Annotated in this window: 11 protein-coding genes and 3 pseudogenes; 3 read left to right on the top strand and 11 right to left on the bottom strand. The window is 68.2% G+C overall.

Going from position 1 to position 18,363, the window contains the following annotated elements:
- A pseudogene (locus tag AC27KI_RS09770) lies at positions 1 to 108 on the bottom strand (SMP-30/gluconolactonase/LRE family protein); the annotation flags it as partial.
- Between AC27KI_RS09770 and AC27KI_RS09765 the strand changes: the two are divergent.
- Positions 88 to 852 (top strand): annotated as a pseudogene (locus AC27KI_RS09765) (ABC transporter ATP-binding protein); the annotation flags it as partial. The pseudogenes AC27KI_RS09770 and AC27KI_RS09765 overlap by 21 nt on opposite strands.
- A 67-nt stretch (positions 853 to 919) precedes the next feature.
- Here AC27KI_RS09765 and AC27KI_RS09760 read toward each other — a convergent pair.
- Both AC27KI_RS09760 and AC27KI_RS09755 read right to left on the bottom strand, forming a co-directional pair.
- Positions 920 to 1,834, bottom strand: coding sequence for a LysO family transporter (locus AC27KI_RS09760; protein ID WP_487089140.1), 915 nt, complete (start codon positions 1,832 to 1,834; stop codon positions 920 to 922).
- A 3-nt stretch (positions 1,835 to 1,837) separates the two neighbouring features.
- The gene (locus AC27KI_RS09755; protein WP_487113604.1) at positions 1,838 to 2,602 is read right to left on the bottom strand and encodes a 2OG-Fe dioxygenase family protein; all 765 of its coding nucleotides are present in this window, start codon (positions 2,600 to 2,602) and stop codon (positions 1,838 to 1,840) included.
- A gap of 319 nt (positions 2,603 to 2,921) precedes the next feature.
- Between AC27KI_RS09755 and AC27KI_RS09750 the strand changes: the two genes are divergently transcribed.
- On the top strand, positions 2,922 to 3,374 hold the full coding sequence (locus AC27KI_RS09750) for an Lrp/AsnC family transcriptional regulator (RefSeq protein ID WP_284429409.1): 453 nt from the start codon (positions 2,922 to 2,924) through the stop codon (positions 3,372 to 3,374).
- 61 nt (positions 3,375 to 3,435) lie between these two features.
- Here the strand turns inward: AC27KI_RS09750 and AC27KI_RS09745 are convergent, their stop codons facing one another.
- The 6 genes from AC27KI_RS09745 to AC27KI_RS09720 form a co-directional block, all read right to left on the bottom strand.
- Positions 3,436 to 4,176, bottom strand: a complete 741-nt coding sequence (locus AC27KI_RS09745) for a lysophospholipid acyltransferase family protein (protein WP_284429410.1) — start codon at positions 4,174 to 4,176, stop codon at positions 3,436 to 3,438.
- A 31-nt stretch (positions 4,177 to 4,207) separates the two neighbouring features.
- Positions 4,208 to 5,509: a dihydroorotase gene (locus AC27KI_RS09740; RefSeq protein ID WP_487089142.1), complete on the bottom strand. Its 1,302-nt coding sequence runs from the start codon at positions 5,507 to 5,509 to the stop codon at positions 4,208 to 4,210.
- A gap of 72 nt (positions 5,510 to 5,581) precedes the next feature.
- Positions 5,582 to 6,643 carry an aspartate carbamoyltransferase catalytic subunit gene (locus tag AC27KI_RS09735; protein WP_487089147.1) on the bottom strand — a complete coding sequence of 354 codons (1,062 nt, stop codon included), beginning with the start codon at positions 6,641 to 6,643 and terminating at the stop codon, positions 5,582 to 5,584.
- Positions 6,547 to 7,080, bottom strand: coding sequence for a bifunctional pyr operon transcriptional regulator/uracil phosphoribosyltransferase PyrR (pyrR, locus tag AC27KI_RS09730; RefSeq protein ID WP_284405336.1), 534 nt, complete (start codon positions 7,078 to 7,080; stop codon positions 6,547 to 6,549). The genes AC27KI_RS09735 and pyrR overlap by 97 nt, the downstream gene beginning before the upstream one ends.
- On the bottom strand, positions 7,077 to 7,511 hold the full coding sequence (gene ruvX, locus AC27KI_RS09725) for a Holliday junction resolvase RuvX (RefSeq protein WP_284405335.1): 435 nt from the start codon (positions 7,509 to 7,511) through the stop codon (positions 7,077 to 7,079). Before ruvX ends, pyrR begins: the two co-directional genes overlap by 4 nt.
- On the bottom strand, positions 7,508 to 8,107 hold the full coding sequence (locus tag AC27KI_RS09720) for a YqgE/AlgH family protein (RefSeq protein ID WP_487089143.1): 600 nt from the start codon (positions 8,105 to 8,107) through the stop codon (positions 7,508 to 7,510). The genes ruvX and AC27KI_RS09720 overlap by 4 nt, the downstream gene beginning before the upstream one ends.
- A gap of 21 nt (positions 8,108 to 8,128) precedes the next feature.
- Between AC27KI_RS09720 and AC27KI_RS09715 the strand changes: the two genes are divergently transcribed.
- The gene (locus tag AC27KI_RS09715) at positions 8,129 to 9,601 is read left to right on the top strand and encodes a cryptochrome/photolyase family protein (protein WP_487089144.1); all 1,473 of its coding nucleotides are present in this window, start codon (positions 8,129 to 8,131) and stop codon (positions 9,599 to 9,601) included.
- Between the two features lie 153 nt (positions 9,602 to 9,754).
- Here AC27KI_RS09715 and AC27KI_RS09710 read toward each other — a convergent pair whose 3' ends face one another.
- Positions 9,755 to 16,165, bottom strand: coding sequence for a hybrid sensor histidine kinase/response regulator (locus AC27KI_RS09710; RefSeq protein ID WP_487113602.1), 6,411 nt, complete (start codon positions 16,163 to 16,165; stop codon positions 9,755 to 9,757).
- 47 nt (positions 16,166 to 16,212) lie between these two features.
- Positions 16,213 to 18,363: pseudogene (locus AC27KI_RS09705) on the bottom strand (methyl-accepting chemotaxis protein); the annotation flags it as partial.

The raw sequence follows: 18,363 nt of genomic DNA, 5'->3' as shown, positions 1-18,363 counted from the left end.
CTGCGCCGGCACGGGAATGTCGGCCACGATCTCGCCGCCGGGCGACAGCCGCAGCACGCGGCCGCCCTCGTACATGGCGCACCAGTAGTGGCCTTCGGCATCCACCGCCTGCCGCGCGCCGAACAGGCGGCGCGCGTGGACGAGGTGCTTCGGCTCGTGGGCCTGGAGGGCAGCGCCGCCCGCTTTCCGCACGAGCTGTCCGGCGGGCAGCAGCAGCGTGTGGCGTTGGCCCGCGCGCTGGCGCCCCGGCCACAGTTGATGCTGCTGGACGAACCGTTTTCCAACCTGGACGTGGACCTGCGCGAGCGCCTGGCGCACGAGGTGCGCGGCATTCTGAAAGCGGCCGGCGCCACGGCGCTGTTCGTCACCCACGACCAGCTGGAGGCCTTTGCCATCGGCGACCGCATCGGCGTGATGGAAAGCGGCCAGTTGCACCAGTGGGACGATGCCTATGCGCTCTACCACCGCCCGGCCACGCGCTTCGTGGCCGACTTCATCGGCCACGGGGTGTTCGCGCCGGCCACGCTGGAGCAGCGCGGGGACAACGTGGTAGCCCACACGCCGCTGGGCGACCTGACCGATGCGGCCGAGTGCCCCCTGCCCACGGGCTACCCCGGCGGGGAATGCGACGTGCTGCTGCGGGCCGACGACGTGGTGCACGACGACGCCTCGCCCGTGCAGGCGCGCATCGTCCGCAAGTCGTTCCGGGGCTCGGAGTTCCTGTACACGCTGCAGCTGCGGGACGGCCTCACGGTGATGGCCCACGTGCCGAGCCACCATGACCACGCCGTGGGCGAGTGGATCGGCATTCGCCCGCAGGTGGACCACGTGGTGGCGTTTCCGCGGGCCTGATCCCGCGACGGGCGCGTCGATGGTGGCGGCGGCCTGCCTCGCCCCATCCAAGGCGAACAGCGGCCGTCTACGACAGGAAGAAGGCGATGAAGACGGGGGCCAGGATGGTGAGGATGAAGCCGCTCACCAGGGCCAGCGGGACCGCATCCGGATGGCAGGCCTGCTTGACGATCGGCAGCGTGGAATCCAGTGCCGTGGCGCCTGCGCTGCCGATGCCGATCGCGGGCTGGTAGCGGCCAATGGCGTAGAGCGCGACGATCGCTATCAGCTCCCTGAACAAGTCGGTCATCAGCGCCATGGTCCCATAGGTCTGCCCGAGGTGGTGCCCCACCATGACGCTCGACAGGGTGAACCAGCCGAAGCCGCTCGACAGCGCCAGCGAGGTTCTCATGGCCTCGCCCGTGGCCCAGGAGGCCGCGGCCGCACCCACGAACGATCCGATCACCACCAGCACCGGCACCGACAGCACGGCCCATGAAAACCAGTGGGAGCTGAGCTTGACGTGGGCCAGGTCGATGCCCACCAACACGATCAAGGCCAGCAGGATGGCGGAGCTCGATGGCAGCCAGAGGGCACCGGCCAGATACGCCTGGTTGACGAAAAACAGGGCACTGCCCAGCGCCACCATGGACAGGGCGATGCAGCACTCCTTCAGCGGCGGCCAGATGGTGTGAAAGCCCAGTTTGCCGGCCTTGGCGCCCGCCGTGCCGCTGCTGCGAATGCCGGCTGCAAAAATCAGTCCGCAGGGCACCAGGGTGGTCAGCAGGGCGAAGATCACGGCCGTCCTGACCACCTGCCCGACCGATTGCGCAGAAAGAATGACCTCGCCAAACTCCACGCCGATCAGGAAAAGCAGCAGCCAGACCAGGGGCAATATCCAACCGATCAGCCGCTTGCAAAATCGGGGCGGAATGATTTTCCCGGCAAGGAAACCGCCCACCAGCGCCAGCACGATCGGGAGCAAGGAATAAAAAACACCCATGGCTTAAATGCTCTGCCTCATTCTGGAAAAGTCGACGAGTATAACGCAGCGCTCTCCGTCACCCATTTCATTTTCTTTTCGACGAATGGGCGTCACATAATGGGATACGCGCGGATCATGCACCACGAAGCTCTCGAGAAACTGCGAGAGTTCGAATTCCGCGATGACCTGCTCCTTGGGCACTTCGTGCAGCCCGAGGCCACGCGCTTCCACCGTACCGATGTAATTGGTGCCGCCCACGGTGCTTTTCGTGCGGCGCATCAGATGGGCGAACGTGAAGGGCTCGCCGTCCTGGTGGAAGCAGTCGGGTGAGCTGATGCCCAGGTCGGACGATGACCCGGACCGGAGCTTCACGAAATGCACGCCGAAGTAGATGGGTGCACGGCGGTCGGCCTCCGACCAGAAGGTGTGCGAGAAATCCTTCTTCACCAGATCGCAGAGGAAATCGGTGGCCTTGGCGGCCTCGCTCAGGGCGTGAAAGTACCGGATGTCGGGGTGCTCCGGGTTGTTGCCGCCTTGATCGTAGCCAGACAGGCGGGCACCCTGGTCGTCCCGCACCGTCGGAATCCAATGGATGTCGGCCTGGGCGTCCCACGGAAGGATGATCCCGTTGCCATACCGCCGGAACCGCTGGACCTGCGCAGGCGCGTAGGGGTCGTGCTCCAGGCCATCGAACTCCTGGTGCAGGATTTTCAGTTCGCCGGGATCGCATTCGATCTCGGGGATGAATTGGCAATAACCGTGTGTCTTGAGCTGGTGTTGAATCATTTGATCTCTGCATTGAAAAGGCGGCACCGCGGTCGATTCGCGGTGGCAAATTTCGCTTTGCCGCGAGCCGGCCGCCGGGAGCGCGCCACATGGAAAGTCCAGCAGCATTCCTGGCACGCAATAAGCCATGCCCGATTCGCATAAGCCCGGAGAAAATCGCGCCTCCGATTTCGCCCCAGGTCGCTTATATTGCCCCTCTGCTGAAACGGCACCCATTCTAATAAGGGGGAGTGAATGAGAGGAATGCAAAAAATGAGATTCAAATGCCAATCATCCTAATTAAATTAGATATTTTTAGCTGTTACCTCATTTGAATAATATGGACAACATTGATCGGAATCTGTTGAGCGCCTTGCACGAAGACGCCAAGACCACCGTGAAAGCGCTCAGCGAGCGGGTCGGCCTGTCCCAGCCCAGTTGCGCCGAACGGATCAAGCGACTGATCGACCAGGGAGTGATCGAGAAATTTTCCATCCAGGTATCGCCCAAGGCCATTGGGTTTCCGATTGCAGCGATCGTGCGGGTCCGCCCGCTGCCCGGAGAGCTATCCCGGGTCGAGCAGGTGATTCGTGAAATCGACGAAGTCGTGCAATGCGACAAGGTCACGGGCGACGACGCATTCTTCTGCCGGCTTTATTTGCGCGACATCGACGCGCTGGACCCTTGCCTGGGCAAGCTCGCGCCGTATGCCACGACGAGCACGTCCATCGTGAAGTCCACGCAGATCGCCAACCGGCTCCTGCCGCTGGAAGACCCGGCCCGCACCCACTGACACCGACACTGGCGCAGCCGCCGATGGCTGCGATACCGGCAGGCGTGCCTGGGGACGTGGCTCAGGGGCGGCGCAGGGCGTCCACGGCGTGGCGCAGATCATCGGCCCAGGCGCGGCGGTCGCGGCCCTGCGCCTGCTGCAGCGGGCCGTAGTGCACCACCGCCACCAAGGCGTCTGCGGTCAAGGTGCGCCACAGGGAGCCGACCAGGGTGTCGTCGCCCACATAGTTGGGCGCGGTGGTCGGCGCACCGGTGGCGCGCTCCACGAAACACAGGCCCACTGGCTGCACGGGGGCGTCGGCGGCCACGGCGGCCTGCAGCAGGTTGGCGTGGAAAGGCAGCAGCGCGGTGCCATCGGCCGTGGTGCCTTCGGGAAACACGGCCAGCACCTCGCGGCGCGCCAGCGCTTCCTGCATCAGCCGGACCATGCGCACGGCATCGCGGCGCGAACTGCGCTCCAGGTAGAGCGTGCCGGCCGCCGTGGCGAGCGTGCCCACCAGCGGCCAGCCCTTGACGTCCGACTTGGAGATGAACCGGCAATGCCGCGCGGCATGCATGACGGTGATGTCGAGCCAGGACAGGTGGTTGGCCACCAGCAGCACCGGGCCATGGGGCGCGGGCGTGCCGCGCACGTCGAGGGTGATGCCGGCGTGCACCAGCATCTGCCGCGACCAGGCCTGCACGCGCGCGTGCTGCTCGCTTTCCGGCATGCGGGGAAACCGCAGCGCCACGGTGCCCAGCCCGGTCACCAGATGCACCAGCACGCGCACCAGGCGCCATGCGGCGCGGACCTGGCGCTTCATGCCGCGGGCCCGGTGGCGGCGGTGCGCACGCTCACTCGCTGCCGCGCTCGAAGGCGATCTGCCCGCCCACCAGGGTGCAGCGCACGCGGCCAGGCAGTTCGTAGCCGGAGAACGGCGTGTGCTTGCCCTGGCTGCGCAGCGCACCGGCCTCCACGGTCCAGGCCGCGGCGGGATCGACCACGCACAGGTCGGCCACGCCGCCTTCCACGATCTGGCCCACGCTGGCCTGCAGCGTGCCCAGGGCGCTGCCCAGCACGCGCGCGGGTTCCGACGTGACGGTGGCCAGCGCACGCGCCAGCGGCACGCTGTGGTCGGCGGACCACTTGAGGGCGATGCCCAGCAGCAGTTCGAGACCAGTCGCGCCAGGTTCGGCCTCGGCGAACGGCAGGGTCTTGGCGTCTTCGTCCACCGGGGTGTGGTCGGACACCAGCGCATCGATGGTGCCGTCGGCCAGCGCGGCCAGGAGGGCGTCGCGGTCGCGCTGCTGGCGCAGCGGCGGCGACAGGCGGGCGCGGCTGTCGAAGAAGCCGATGTCGGTGTCGGTGAGCAGCAGGGAGTTGATGCTCACGTCGCAGGTCACCTTCAGGCCCTCGGCCTTGGCGCGGCGCACCAGTTCCACGCCCGCCGCACTGCTGATGCGGCACAGGTGCACGCGTGCGCCCGTGGTCTTGAGCAGTTCGAAGATGGTGTGCAGCGCGATGGTCTCGGCCGCCACGGGCACGCCCGACAGGCCCAGGCGCGTTGCCAGCGGCCCGCTGGCCGCCACGCCGCGCCCCAGGTGCAGTTCCTGCGGGCGCAGCCACACCGTGTAGCCGAACGTGGCGGCGTACTGCAGCGCGCGCTGCGTGACCTGGGTGCTGGCCAGCGGCACGTCGGCCTGGCCGAAGCCCACGCAGCCGGATTCGGTCAGCTCGGCCATTTCGGTCAGCACCTCGCCGGCCAGGCCGCGGGTGAGCGCGCCCAGGGGAAACAGGCGCGCCTGGTGCAGCTTCTCGGCGCGGAACTTGAGCATCTCCACCAGGCCGGGCTCGTCCAGCACGGGGTCGGTGTCGGGCGGGCACACCAGGCTGGTCACGCCGCCGGCCACGGCCGCCGCCATTTCGGATTCGAGCATGCCCTCGTGCTCGTGGCCCGGCTCGCGCAGCCGCGCCGCCAGGTCCACCAGCCCGGGCAGCACGATGCAGCCGGTGGCGTCGATCACGCGGTTGGGCGTGAAGTCGCGGGGCACCCGCTGCACGGCGATGACCCGCCCCGCAGCCAGCGCGATATCGCCGGTCTGGTCGAGGCCGCTGGCAGGGTCGATCACGCGGCCGTTCTGGATCAGTATCTTCATGGTTTTAAGCAAAAAAAGGCCGCCAGCGCAGATATCACTAGGGCATATAGCTATAAATTTCATAGCAAACGATCACGCCTCGTTGCCAGCGACGATCGACATCACCGCCATGCGCACCGCGATGCCGAAGGTGACCTGCGGCAGGATCACGCTCTGCTTGCCGTCCACCACGGCGGAGTCGATCTCCACGCCGCGGTTGATGGGCCCCGGGTGCATGACGATGGCATCGGGCTTGGCCAGCTGCAGCTTCTCGGGCGTGAGACCGAAGCTCTTGAAGTATTCCTGGCTGGACGGCAGCAGCGCGCCGCTCATGCGCTCGTTCTGCAGGCGCAGCATGATGACCACGTCGGCGTCCTTGATGCCCTCCTCCAGCGTGTGGCACACACGCACGCCCATCTGGGCCATGTCGGTCGGCACCAGCGTGCGCGGGCCCACCACGCGCACCTCGGCGCAGCCGAGCGTGGTGAGGCCGTGGATGTCGGAGCGGGCCACGCGCGAATGCAGCACGTCGCCCACGATGGCCACCGTGAGGTTGCTGAAATCCTTCTTGTAGTGGCGGATGGTGTACATGTCCAGCAGCCCCTGGGTGGGGTGGGCATGCCGGCCATCGCCCGCATTGATGACGTGCACGTGCGGCGCCACGTGCTGCGCGATGAGGTAGGGCGCGCCCGATTCGCTGTGCCGCACCACGAACAGGTCGGCGGCCATCGCCGAGAGGTTGGCAATGGTGTCCAGCAGCGACTCGCCTTTGCTGGCCGAACTGCGCGCGATGTCCAGGTTGATCACGTCGGCAGACAGGCGCTTGGCGGCGATCTCGAAGGTGGTGCGGGTGCGCGTGCTGTTTTCGAAGAACAGGTTGAACACGCTCTTGCCGCGCAGCAGGGGCACCTTCTTGACCTCGCGGTCGTTCACCGACACGAAGTTGGCCGCGGTGTCGAGGATGTGCGTGACGATGCTCTTGGGCAGGCCCTCGATGGACAGCAGGTGGATCAGCTCGCCGTTGGCGTTCAGTTGGGGGTTGCGCTTGTACAGCACCGTCAGGCCTCTTGGACTTGGAAGTGGAAGGTGCCGGCCTCGGTTCGGGCCAGCGCCAGCGATTGCGTGTCCGGCAGCGCCACGCGGGCGGCGGCGAATTCGGCCTGCACCGGCAGTTCGCGCCCGCCCCGGTCCACCAGCACGGCCAGCCGCACGCTGGCGGGGCGGCCGTAGTCGAACAGTTCGTTGAGCACCGCGCGGATGGTGCGGCCGGTGTAGAGCACGTCGTCCAGCAGCAGGATGTCGGCGCCGTTCACGTCGAAGGGCAGCGCCGTCTGCGCGCTCACCGCCATGCCGCGCTGCGAGAAATCGTCGCGGTGCATGGCCGACGACAGCACGCCCGCCTCGCCCGGCAGGCCCAGGTCCTTTTGAAGCCGCTCGGCCAGCCAGGCACCGCCCGAGGCGATGCCCGCCAGCTGGGTGTTGGCGGTGCGCAGGCTGCGCACGCCGCGCAGCAGCTCGCGGTACAGCGCTTCGGCGTCGAGCGCGAGGGTGCCCGGGGTGGGCGGTGGGGACGTGGGGGGCGTGGCACTCATGGAAGATTCCTCAAAAACTGCTCCAGGATGATGCAGGCGGAGGCGGCGTCGGCATCGCGGGCGCCGGTCGAATGCGCCTCGGTGGTGCTGTAGCGCTCGTCCACCTCGAACACCTGCAGGCCGAAGCGCCCGCGCAGCTGGCGAGCGAACTTGAGGGCGCGCGCGGTGTTCTCGTGGCTCGCGCCGTCGGGGTGGTAGGGCACGCCGATGACCAGCGCATCGGGCTGCCATTCGCGGATGCGCTCGGCCACCTGCGCGAAGCGGGCATCGCCTTCGGCGCGGATCGTGGCCTGGGGGGTGGCGGTGCGCAGCAGGCGCGAACCCACGGCGACCCCGGTGCGCTTGAGACCGAAGTCAAGCGCCAGAAAGCTCTGGAAATGCGCGGGGACGGCCAGCGGGGCGGAGGGAGCGGCGGCGGGCGTGCCGCTCATGCATGCCCCGCGTCGGGCGAGAGCATCCAGGACTGCAGCCCCAGCAGGCCCAGGGCGCGGTCGTAGCGCTCGCCCACCGGCGTATCGAAGATCACCGACAGGTCGGCGCCCACGGTCAGCCAGCTGTTCTCGGCCAGTTCGGATTCGAGCTGCCCCTCGCCCCAGGACGAGTAGCCCAGGGTGACCAGCACGCGGCGCGGGCCAGCGCCGGTGGACAGGGCCTCGAGCACATCCTTGGAGGTCGTCATCTCCAGCCCGCCCGGAATGGTCATGGTGGAGGCATAGGCCGATTCGTCGGTGTCCACGCTGTCGGTCAGCATGGGTTCGTGCAGCACGAAGCCGCGCTCGGTCTGGACCGGGCCGCCCTGGAAGACGGGCTCCTGGGACAGGTCGGCGCGACGCAGCGACAGATCGACCTTGTCGAACAGCCCCTTGAGGCTGATGTCGGTGGGTTTGTTGATGATGAGGCCGAGCGCACCACGCTCGCTGTGTTCGCACAGGTACACGACGCTGCGGGCAAACGACGCGTCTTCCAGTCCCGGCATGGCGATCAAGAAATGGTGCGTCAGGTTCATGGGCGCAGAATCGGCAGGCATTTGACAATTTTAACGACGATCATGGAGCACACCTTTTCATCGGGCCTTGTCTGGTTCCGCCGCGACCTGCGCAGCAACGACCACGCCGCCCTGTACCACGCCCTGCGCCAGTGCGCGCAGGTGCATTGCGCGTTCATTTTCGACCGCGAGATCCTCGACGCCCTGCCCCGCGCGGACCGGCGCGTGGAGTTCATCCGCGAATCCCTGGTGGAGCTGGACGAGGCCCTGCGGGCGCTCTCCAAGGACCCGCATGGCGGCCTGATCGTGCGCCACGCCATCGCCCACCAGGACATTCCCGCGCTCGCCCAGGCACTGGACGTGCAGGCGGTGTTCGCCAACCACGACGACGAACCGCTGGCACTCGAACGCGATGCACGCGTGCGCGGCGCCCTGGATGGCATGGGCAAGCGCCTGCTCACCTTCAAGGACCACAGCATCTTCGAACGCGCCGAGGTGCTGACCCAGTCGGGCACGCCGTACACCGTGTTCACGCCCTACAAGAATGCCTGGCTGCGCAAGGCCGACGATTTCTACCTGAGCTCCTACCCCGTCGAGCGCCACGCCGCCCGGCTGGCCCCCAGGCCTGCGGGCCTGCGCCGCGGGGTGCCGTCGCTGCAGTCGCTGGGGTTCGAGCCCACGGGCCTGAAGTCACTGCACCTGCCCACGGGCATGCAGGGCGCGCAGGCCCTGTTCGAGGACTTCCTCGGCCGCATCGACCACTACGGCGAGGCCCGCGACTTCCCGGCGGTGAAGGGCCCGAGCTACCTGAGCGTGCACCTGCGCTTCGGCACGCTGTCGCCCCGGGTGGCCGCACGCGCGGCGCACGAACGCAGCCGCAAAGGCAGCGCCGGGGCCGCCACCTGGCTGAGCGAGCTGATCTGGCGCGACTTCTACTTCCAGATCCTCGCCCACCACCCCCACGTGGCGGGCGCCAGCTTCAAGCCGGCCTACGATGCGATCGAATGGGAAAGCGGCGCCCACGCCAAAGCCCTGTTCGCCGCGTGGTGCGAGGGCCGCACGGGCTACCCGCTGGTCGATGCCGCCATGGCGCAGATCAACCAGACGGGCTACATGCACAACCGCCTGCGCATGGTGGTGGCCAGCTTTCTCACCAAGGACCTGGGTCTCGACTGGCGATGGGGCGAGCGCTACTTTGCCGAGAAGCTGAATGACTTCGACCTGTCGGCCAACAACGGCGGCTGGCAATGGGCCAGCTCCAGCGGCTGCGACGCCCAGCCCTACTTTCGCATCTTCAACCCCGTGAGCCAGAGCGAGAAGTTCGATCGGGACGGCCAATTCATCCGCCGCTATCTGCCGCAACTGGCGGGCCTGCAGGGCAAGGCGCTGCATGCGCCCTGGACGGCGGCTCCCCTGGAGCTGCAGGCGGCGGGCGTGGTGCTTGGCAAGGACTACCCCCGCCCGGTGGTGGACCATGACGAGGCGCGGCAACGCACGCTCGCGCGGTACGGGGTGGTCAAGGCCGCAAAGGACTGACCCGGCGGCGGCGACTGGCGGTGCAATGGCCTGGGCGAGACAGCGCGCAACCATGCCGACAGCCACCTTGATCTGGTGGTGCGGCCGGCGCTCTGGATGAAAAGAAAAAGGGCCGCTCGGAAGCGGCCCTCATGGCGGTGGCAGCGGGGTGGCTCAGGCCACGGCCGCTTCGGCGGCCGCCCGCGCGTAGTGCTGCACCAAGCTCAGCAGCTCCTCGTCCGAATACGGCTTGCCCAGGTAGTGGTTCACCCCCAGTTCGGCCGCATGCTCGCGGTGCTTTTGCGCGATGCGCGAGGTGATCATGATGATCGGCAGGTCGCGCAGCACCGCATCGGCACGGATATTCCGGGCCAAGTCGAAGCCATCCATGCGCGGCATTTCGATGTCGGACAGCACGACGGTCGGGCGCTCTTCCTGCAGCCGCTCCAGGGCCTGCAGGCCATCGGCCGCCAGCACGACGCGGTAGCCTTCGCGCTGCAGCAGGCGCTGCGTGACGCGGCGCACCGTGATCGAATCGTCCACCACCAGCACCAGGGGCACCTGGCTGGCCGCCGACAGGGCTGGCACCGCCGCCTTGCGCTCGCCATCGCCGCCGCCTTGCGCTTCGGCACCGCCGGCCGGCGCCGACAGCGCTGCCAGCTGGGCCCGCACCTGGTCGCCGTACACCGTGGACAACGCCACAGGGTTGTAGATCAGCACGACGGCACCGGAGGCCAGCACCGACATGCCCGCCAGACCTGGCAGGCGCGACAGCTGCGGCCCGAGGTTCTTCACCACCACTTCCTGGTTGCCCAGCACTTCGTCCACGTGCACCGCGATGCGCTGCGACGCGCTGCGCAGCACCACCACCGGACGGGTCTTGCCCGAGGTCTCGCTGCTGCGCTGCGAAGACTGCAGCAAGGCACCCGCCCAGAAGAACGGCAAGGCCTCCACGCCGTCCTCGAACGCACCTTGCTGGTAGGCGGCATCCAGCTCGCTGGCGGTCGTGCGGCGCACGATCTCCACCAGGTTGGCCGGCACGCCGATGGTCAGGTCGCCCGCGCGCAGCATCACCACCTGCGTCACGGCCGTGGTGAGCGGCAGCACCATGCGGAAGGAGGTGCCCTGCCCCGCCGTGGTGTGGGTTTCGATGCGGCCGCCCAAGGCGTTGACTTCGGCCCGGACGACGTCCATGCCGATGCCCCGCCCGGACAGGCCGGTGATCTCGTTCGCCGTCGAGAAGCCCGGCGTGAAAATCAGGTTGGCGGCATCGGCCGTGCTCAGCTCGGCGTCCGCAGGGATCAGCCCCTGGTCCACGGCCTTGGCTCGGATGCGGTCGATGTTCAGGCCCGCGCCGTCGTCGCGGAACTCGACCGAGACGTCGTTGCCTTCCTGGTGCAGGTCCACCGTGATGGTGCCCGACGCCGGCTTGCCCGCGGCCGTACGGACCTCGGGGGCCTCGATGCCGTGGGCCACGCAATTGCGCAGCAGGTGTTCGAAGGCGGGCGTCATGCGGTCCAGCACGCCCCGGTCCATCTCGATGGAGCCGCCGGAGATGTCCAGCTTGATCTGCTTGCCGGTCTCCTTGGACGCCTGGCGCACCACGGCGTACAGGCGCTCGGAAATGCCTTCGAATTCCACCATGCGGGTGCGCAGCAGGTCGCGCTGCAGTTCGCGGGCCTGGCGGCCCTGGGCGATCAGATCGTCTTCCGCGCCTTCCATGGAGCGCTGCAGGTTGCGCTGCACCGTGGCCACGTCGTTCACCGACTCGGCCATCATGCGCGTCAGTTCCTGCACCCGCGTGAAGCGGTCGAACTCGAGCGGATCGAAGCCCGCGGCCGAATCCTTGGACAGCGCCAGGCGCGACTGCATCTGCGACTCCGCCTGCACCTCGATGTCGCGAAGCTGCTGGCGCAGGCGATCCAGGTTGCCCGACAGATCGGCCAGCGAACCCTTCATCTGCCCCAGACGCACATCCAGGCGCGAACGGGCGATCATCACCTCGCCCGCCTGGTTGACCAGCCGGTCGAGCAGCTGGGCACGCACGCGCACCGACTGGCTCGACACGGGCCGCACGGCGGTGAGCTGCGAGGCCGCCGGCAGGCGCACCGCGGGCAGCTTCTGCAGCACCGGTGGCTCGGGGGCCTCGGCCGAGGCCGGCACCGATGGCGGCGAATCCTGCCGCTCGGAGGCGGGCACCGGGGCCACGGCCACGGGCTCGGCCAGGCCTTGCGAGCCGATCTTGCGCAGCGCATCGAAGCTGGCCTGCAGGCCGTCGAAACTGGCCAGCAGGGGTTCGATCAGCTCCGCCTTGGGATCTTCGACGTCGATCTGCTCGACGGCCGACTCCAGGCGGTGGGCCATCTCGCCCAGGCGCATGGCACCGGCCAGCCGCGAGCTGCCCTTGAGGGTGTGCAGGGCGCGCAGCAGTTCGCTGCGGGCGCCCAGGTTCTCGGGACGGGCGGCCCACTGCCGCAGCGCGGCACCCAGCACCGGCAGCAACTCGATCGCCTCTTCCTCGAAGATGGGGAACAGGTCCGGGTCGATGACGTCCAGCGCGTCGATGTCGTCGTCGATATCGGACGACTGCGCCACCGCGTGGGCGATGGCCGCGTCCACCTCGTCGTCGTACGGGTTGGACACCACGACCGACAACGCAGGCGCCACGTAGCCCCGGGCCACCGGCGCAGGCACGTCTTCGGGCTCGGACGGGGCCTCTGCGGAATCCGTCTGGGCCTCTTGCACCGGTTCCGGCAAAGCCTCTTCGCCCGGCACGTCGGCTTCGGCGGTCTCCTCGACCGCCGGCACCTGCACGGGTTCGGCAGCCAGTGCTTCGGCCGGGGCCAGTTCCTGCAAGGCCTGTGCAGGCTCGTCGGCCAGGGCCTCGCTCTCGCTGTCGCTTTCCAGCGCGGCCAGGCCGCTGCCGACCTCGGTCTGCAAAATCTCGCGCAGCTCGGCCAGCACCTGCTGGTTCGGCTCTTTCAGGAAGCCTGCGGCGAACTGGTGCAGCAGGCGGCGGATGTCGTCGGCCGCCGCCAGGAACACGCGGGCCTGATCGGCCGTACCTTCCCCGCGCAGCTGCACGTGCTGCAGCGCATGCTCCAGGGCACGCGCCATTTCCGACAGGGCATGGAAGCCCACGGTGGCCGAGCTGCCGGCCAGCGAATGCGCCAGGGCCACGGCCGTGTCGGGCAACGGTTCGTGCAGTTCCAACGCCCATTCCTGCAGGCAGGTGGCCAGGCGGCGCGACCATTCGTCGGCCTCGTTGAGGTACACGTTGTACAGCGGGATGCCGATGCGCAAGGTCTCGATGACCTTCACCGCCTCGTCCTGCGCGGCCGCTTCGGCGTCGGCTTCGGCGTCGGCCACCGGTTCGGCCGGCACGTCCTCGACCCCGTCCTCCATGGCCTCCACGACCTCGACCATGTCCCGCACGGAGGCCATTTCGGGCTCGGGCTCGGCCTGTGGTTCTGGCTCGGTTGCCAGATCGTCCTGGTGGGCGGCGGCGTCCAGCAACACACCTGCCGCGTCGGACTCCAGTTCGGGCATTTCCAGCAGAGAGTCATCCAAGGCCAGCTCGGGCAAGGCCTCGGCCGCCAGGTCTTCGGGCAGATCCAGTTCCAGATCGGCCAGCTCGGCCTGCGACAGTTCGGACAGCGCCGCAGGTTCTGCCGCGTCCACCAGCACATCGTCGAGCGAAGGCAGCGGCACGTCCTGCACCGGCTCCTGCGCAGGGGCCTCGGCGACCGGGGGCAATTCTTCCGCCAGGGCCTCGGCGAACACCGAAAAGTCGATGTCTTCGGCCATTTCGGGCGCGGCGGCTTGCGCAGGCTCTTGCGGCGCTGGTTCGGCACCGGCCAGTTCCGGCATTTCGGTGTCTGCGAAGTCGAGCATCGGCGGCTCGTCTTCGAGGATCAGGTCGAACTCATGGGCCGGCACGGATGCCGTCGCGGGTTCGACGGCCTCGGCGGCCTCGATGGTCTCGGCAGCAGCGGGGGTGGCCTGCACCTCCGGCGTTTCGGCAGGCAGATCGATCTCGGGCAAGGGCTCCGGCAGCTTTTCGGCCACGGTCGGCACCGGCTCGGCCACCGCTTCGGCCACGGCGCCACCGGCCGAGGGCACGGCCAACGGCAGGAAGGTGCCGGTGTCGCGCATGGCTTCGGCCGATGCGTTGAACGCCCGGGGGTGCCAGGCCGAGGCATCGCCCGCGGCAATGTCGTCCGCCCAGGCGCCGAAGGCCCGCAAAGCCTCGCCGGACAGCTGCAGCAGGGCCGGGGGCATGGGCTTTTGCTCTGCCAGCCAGGCGTTGAGCACCTGCTCCATCGACCAGGCCGCTTCGCCGAAGGCATCCAGGCCGACCATGCGCGAGCTGCCTTTGAGCGTGTGGAACGCGCGCCGCAGCGTGGTCTGCTCGCTCAGGTCGGCCGGCTTGGCCGTCAGGGCGTCGACCGCGGCCAGGCCGTTGGCCACCACTTCGCGCGCTTCTTCCAGGAAGATGTCGAGCAGCTCGTCTTCCTCATCGTCCTGCATGGCATCGGCAGCCGCCACGGGGGCCGGTGCGGGCGCCGCAGGCGCGGGGGGAAGGCTCTCCACGGGCTCGATGGCGGCCGGCGGGGCCTCGGCCAGCGCCGCGGCGGAGGAAGGCAACTCCAGCACTTCTTCCAGCGTCGGGGCCAGTTCACCCAACGACTCCTGCACCACCTTGGGCGCGGGCTCCACGCGGGGAACGATTTCGGGCGCGACCACGGGGCCGCGCTCTTCGACCTTGGCGTTCACTTCCTCGGGCGCATCGGTGGCACGGCCACGGGCGCGGCCCATGAGAATGCGCAGTTCGCCCAGCTCTTCGTCATAGACGAACAGCTTGCGCGCCATGGTGCGCTGGTAGCTCAGCATGTCGATCAGGAAACCGAGGGCCCCCAGGCTGCTGCCCAGCTTCTCGAACACCTGCTGGCGCTCGGCTGCGGGAACCTGACCGATCAGCAGACGCTCCACGGTGTCGCGCATGCGCAGCACTGCCAAAGATGCCTGGTCCAGGCCCAGCACCGACAGCACGCCGCGCATCTGCGCCAGGCGACCCGGCACGGGCGCCAGCGTGGACAGGTCGTCCGGGTTGCGGAAATACTGGTCCAGGGCCTTTTCGGCCTCGCCGAGCGTGGACCGGAGCTCGTCCACCACGCTGCCCATCGTCTGGTGGTCGCTGACGCGGCGGTACAGCTCTTCCATCCAGGGCTCGAGGGGGGCCGATTCGCCGCCCGCGGTCACGTTGTCCAGGCGCTCCGCCAGACGCGCGGCGCGGTCCGTCATGTATTCGTGCGCGGAGTCCAGTTCTTCGAACGTGGCCTGCAGGTACAGCACTGCCGTCGCCACTTCCATGGCCAGGGCCGGCGACGGGGGCTCTCCGGAGCGGGTGGTCACCTCCACGGCGCGGGTCAGCGCCTTGGCGAGGCTGTCGCTGCCCGGATGCAGCTTGGACAGCGAATCGCACACCAGGCTGAACTGGTCGGTGGCCGGCTTGAGCTTGTTGCGGTCGCCGCCTGCGAGGGCCGACCAGGTTTCTGTGGCGGCCGACATGCGCTTGCGCGCCTGGGCCAGGAGCGCCGGATCGAACAGACCGAACCGGGGGGTTTCGTAATCCACGGCCTTGAACCGGTCCAGGCCGAATGCCTGGCGCACGGCCTGCAGCGCCGATCCATCGCCCGCGGGTTCGTTGGCCGCCAGCGGCCGCGCCTGGGAGCAGAAAAAGAGCAGGTCCTGCACCAGCCGGTCGGCAATGGTCGGATCGCCCTTGGCCAGGGTGGCATATTGCATGAGCACGCGGGAGGCCACGCGCTTCACGTACAGATCGGGGTTGAGCCGCCCCTTGGACAGCGCCTCGAAGAAGCCCGCGCAGATCTTCCAGAACGCACGCGACTGGCGGTCCGACTGCGATGCCACGAAGGCCAGGCAGATGTCGCGCAGATCGCCTGCCGCGGTCAGATCGCCCGTCTTGACGATGCGCAGCACGGCAGAGTCGAGCCGCGCACGCGCCTCGGGGCCGTAGTCGAGCGGCTGCACGGACACGGCGAAGTCGGGCTCGCGAAAGCGCCGCTCCACCGGCCACAGGTCGGCCGGGTGCACACGTTCCGCGCCCGCCAGCGCCTGGGCATCGCGGTATTGGGGAAACAGCGCCACCGGGGAGACGGATTTGCCCGCCAGCACGCTTTCCAGGTATTCGACCAGCGCGAAGCTCGCGCGCTCGATCACGCCGGCAGCTTCGTCGCTGCACAGTTCGGGCCGGTGCACGAACTTCTGCACCGCCGCTTCCATGGCACGCAGCACGAGTGCAGGCGGGCCCATGCCCACCATCTCCAGCGCGCCGCTGGCCTGGTGCAATTGCTGCCGCGCGATGCGCAACGTGCCGGCGTCGAGCGACGCCAGATCGGATTCGCGCGCCAGTTCGGCGTCGCGTACGAATCGGCGCATGGCCTTGACGGCGCCGTCGAGGGACTTGCGCAACTCATCGAGCACCCAAGCAAGAGGACCCAGGTCCTGCTCACCCTGGGTCCAGTCTGCGGCGGGTGCGTTTGCGGCGTCAGTAGATGACATGGATTCGTCCCCGGCTCCGCGAGCCAGTTCGTTGATGGGTCCGCGCGTCAGGCGATCTTGAAACGTGCAACCGACTGGCGCAGTTCTTCAGCCATGTGCGACAGCTCGCGCACCTGCTGAGCCGTCGTGCGGGTGCCTTCGCCGGTCTGTTCGGTCACCGCAAAAATGTGCTGGATGTTGTCGGCCACTTCGTTGGCCAGTTCGGCTTCGCGGGACGTGGAGGACGAAATCTGCTCGATCAGGTCGGCCAGGCGGCGCGACACGCGATCGATCTCGGTCAGGGCCGTACCGGCGCTGTCGGACAGTCGGGCCCCTTCCACCACACCCTGCGTGGAACGCTCCATAGCGGCCACGGCATCCTGCGTGTCGGTCTGAATGGCCTTCACCAGCGCCGAGATCTGGCGCGTGGCATCGGCGGAACGCTCGGCCAGCCGCTGCACTTCTTCCGCCACCACCGAGAAGCCGCGACCGGCTTCACCGGCCGATGCGGCCTGGATGGCGGCGTTCAGTGCCAGCACGTTCGTCTGCTCGGTAATGTCGGAAATCAGCTCGGTGATTTCGCCGATCTCCTGCGACGATTCGCCCAGGCGCTTGATGCGCTTGGAGGTGTCCTGGATCTGGTCGCGGATGGAGTTCATACCGCCGATGGCGTTCTGCACGGCCTGCAGGCCGGAATCGGCCGCTTGCAGCGACTGGCGCGCCACCGAGGCGGATTCCTGCGCCTGCGTGGACACTTCGTTGATTCGGCTCGCCATGTCGAGCACCGAGCGGCCGGTTTCGCGAATTTCGCGCAGCTGCTCGGTCGAAGCGGCCAGCAGCTCGGTCGAGGTGCTGTCCACCTGGGACGTCGTCTGTGCCACGCGGGTGGCCGTGTTCTGCACGCTGCCCACCAGCTGGCGCAACTCTTCCACCGTGTAGTTCACCGAGTCGGCAATGGCGCCGGTGATGTCTTCCGTCACGGTGGCTTCCTGGGTCAGATCGCCTTCGGCGACCGACTGCAGTTCGTTCATCAAACGCAAAATGGCGGCCTGGTTGGCGTCGTTCACACGCTTGGCTTCCTGCTCCTGGCGGCGGGCGTCCTTTTGCTGCGATTCGGCAGAGGCCTGGCGCGAGCGGCTGTCCATCAGCTGGACGCGCGAGATGCCGATACCGCACAGCAGCACGAACAGGCCGGCGATGGCCAGCGCGGCGAACTGGCCGGCGCCCAGGCCCGTCTGGGACGACAGCTTGGTCTGCAGGCCTTCGAGCTGGCGGCGCAGGGGTTCGCTGTCGGCAATGATGGCGGACTGCGCTTCACGGGCGGACACCAGGCCTTGCAGGTTGCCCAGAATGGCGCTGGCTTGCGAACGCGTCTGTTCGTAGAGCTTGATCAGGCTTTCCAGTTGCTCGCGGGTCTGAGCATCCCGGGTGGCGGCCAGGCGCAGGTCGGCGCTGCCGTCCAGCATGCCCTGGGCGATTTCCTTGAACGAGTTCAAGTCCTTGCCCAGCAGGAACACGGCCTCGGGGCTCACGCCTTCGGTGGTCTGGAATTCGTTGGCGGACTTGCCGATGCGCTGGGTCAGCATCACCAGCTGGCCGGCGGCGGAGATTTCAGCGGCCGGGGCGTTCTGCTGCAGCTTGAGCGAGGAGATCGTTTCAGCGATTTCCAGCAGATCGGACGACTGGCGGTTGATGGTGCGAAGCGCGTCGCCCACCTGCGTCAGGATCTTTTGCTGGCCCATCACCACGCTGGCGTTGCGCTCGGCGCGCTCCATCAGCGGCGTCACGGCCTCCAGGTCGGGCTTGAAGGTCTCGCCCAGCGCCTGCACGTTGCGTTCGTTGTCGCCGCTGTTCAATGCGCGCACGTCGCGTGCCAGCGAGCCCGAGCTCTCCATCACGTCCGGGAAGGCCTGCGGGCTGCCCACCAGCGCCTGCGAAACGGATTTGGCCAGGCGTTGCGACTGCATCAGCGACTGGCCGGTCGCGGCCAGTTGCTGCGCGGAACGGTCGGCCTGCTGCAGCACCCAGCCGGCGATGGCCGCCAGCACGATCACACCGATCGGCCAGCAGCATCAGCAGGCGCCGCTGGTGGCTGGCGGCCGTGGCCCGGCCCAGCAGGGGCAGCGAGATCAGGTCTTCGTCAGCGACCTCGCCCTCTGCGAACTGCGAGATCGCAGAAGGGTCACCCTGCACGCTGTTCATGGCGTCCGCCTGGTAGG

Source organism: Acidovorax sp. KPB24-03, from assembly GCF_057546605.1.
Note: the sequence above shows the minus strand (reverse complement) of the source record. Positions and strands in the feature narration are given on the sequence as shown.

Bases quoted from the DNA above. Each gene is read 5' to 3' on its own strand.
- AC27KI_RS09710 (WP_487113602.1), bottom strand. From the start codon at position 16,165: ATGTCATCTACTGACGCCGCAAACGCACCCGCCGCAGACTGGACCCAG.
- AC27KI_RS09715 (WP_487089144.1), top strand. From the start codon at position 8,129: ATGGAGCACACCTTTTCATCGGGCCTTGTCTGGTTCCGCCGCGACCTG.
- AC27KI_RS09740 (WP_487089142.1), bottom strand. From the start codon at position 5,509: ATGAAGATACTGATCCAGAACGGCCGCGTGATCGACCCTGCCAGCGGC.
- AC27KI_RS09750 (WP_284429409.1), top strand. From the start codon at position 2,922: ATGGACAACATTGATCGGAATCTGTTGAGCGCCTTGCACGAAGACGCC.
- AC27KI_RS09745 (WP_284429410.1), bottom strand. From the start codon at position 4,176: ATGAAGCGCCAGGTCCGCGCCGCATGGCGCCTGGTGCGCGTGCTGGTG.
- ruvX (WP_284405335.1), bottom strand. From the start codon at position 7,511: ATGAGCGGCACGCCCGCCGCCGCTCCCTCCGCCCCGCTGGCCGTCCCC.
- AC27KI_RS09760 (WP_487089140.1), bottom strand. From the start codon at position 1,834: ATGGGTGTTTTTTATTCCTTGCTCCCGATCGTGCTGGCGCTGGTGGGC.
- pyrR (WP_284405336.1), bottom strand. From the start codon at position 7,080: ATGAGTGCCACGCCCCCCACGTCCCCACCGCCCACCCCGGGCACCCTC.
- AC27KI_RS09720 (WP_487089143.1), bottom strand. From the start codon at position 8,107: ATGCCTGCCGATTCTGCGCCCATGAACCTGACGCACCATTTCTTGATC.
- AC27KI_RS09755 (WP_487113604.1), bottom strand. From the start codon at position 2,602: ATGATTCAACACCAGCTCAAGACACACGGTTATTGCCAATTCATCCCC.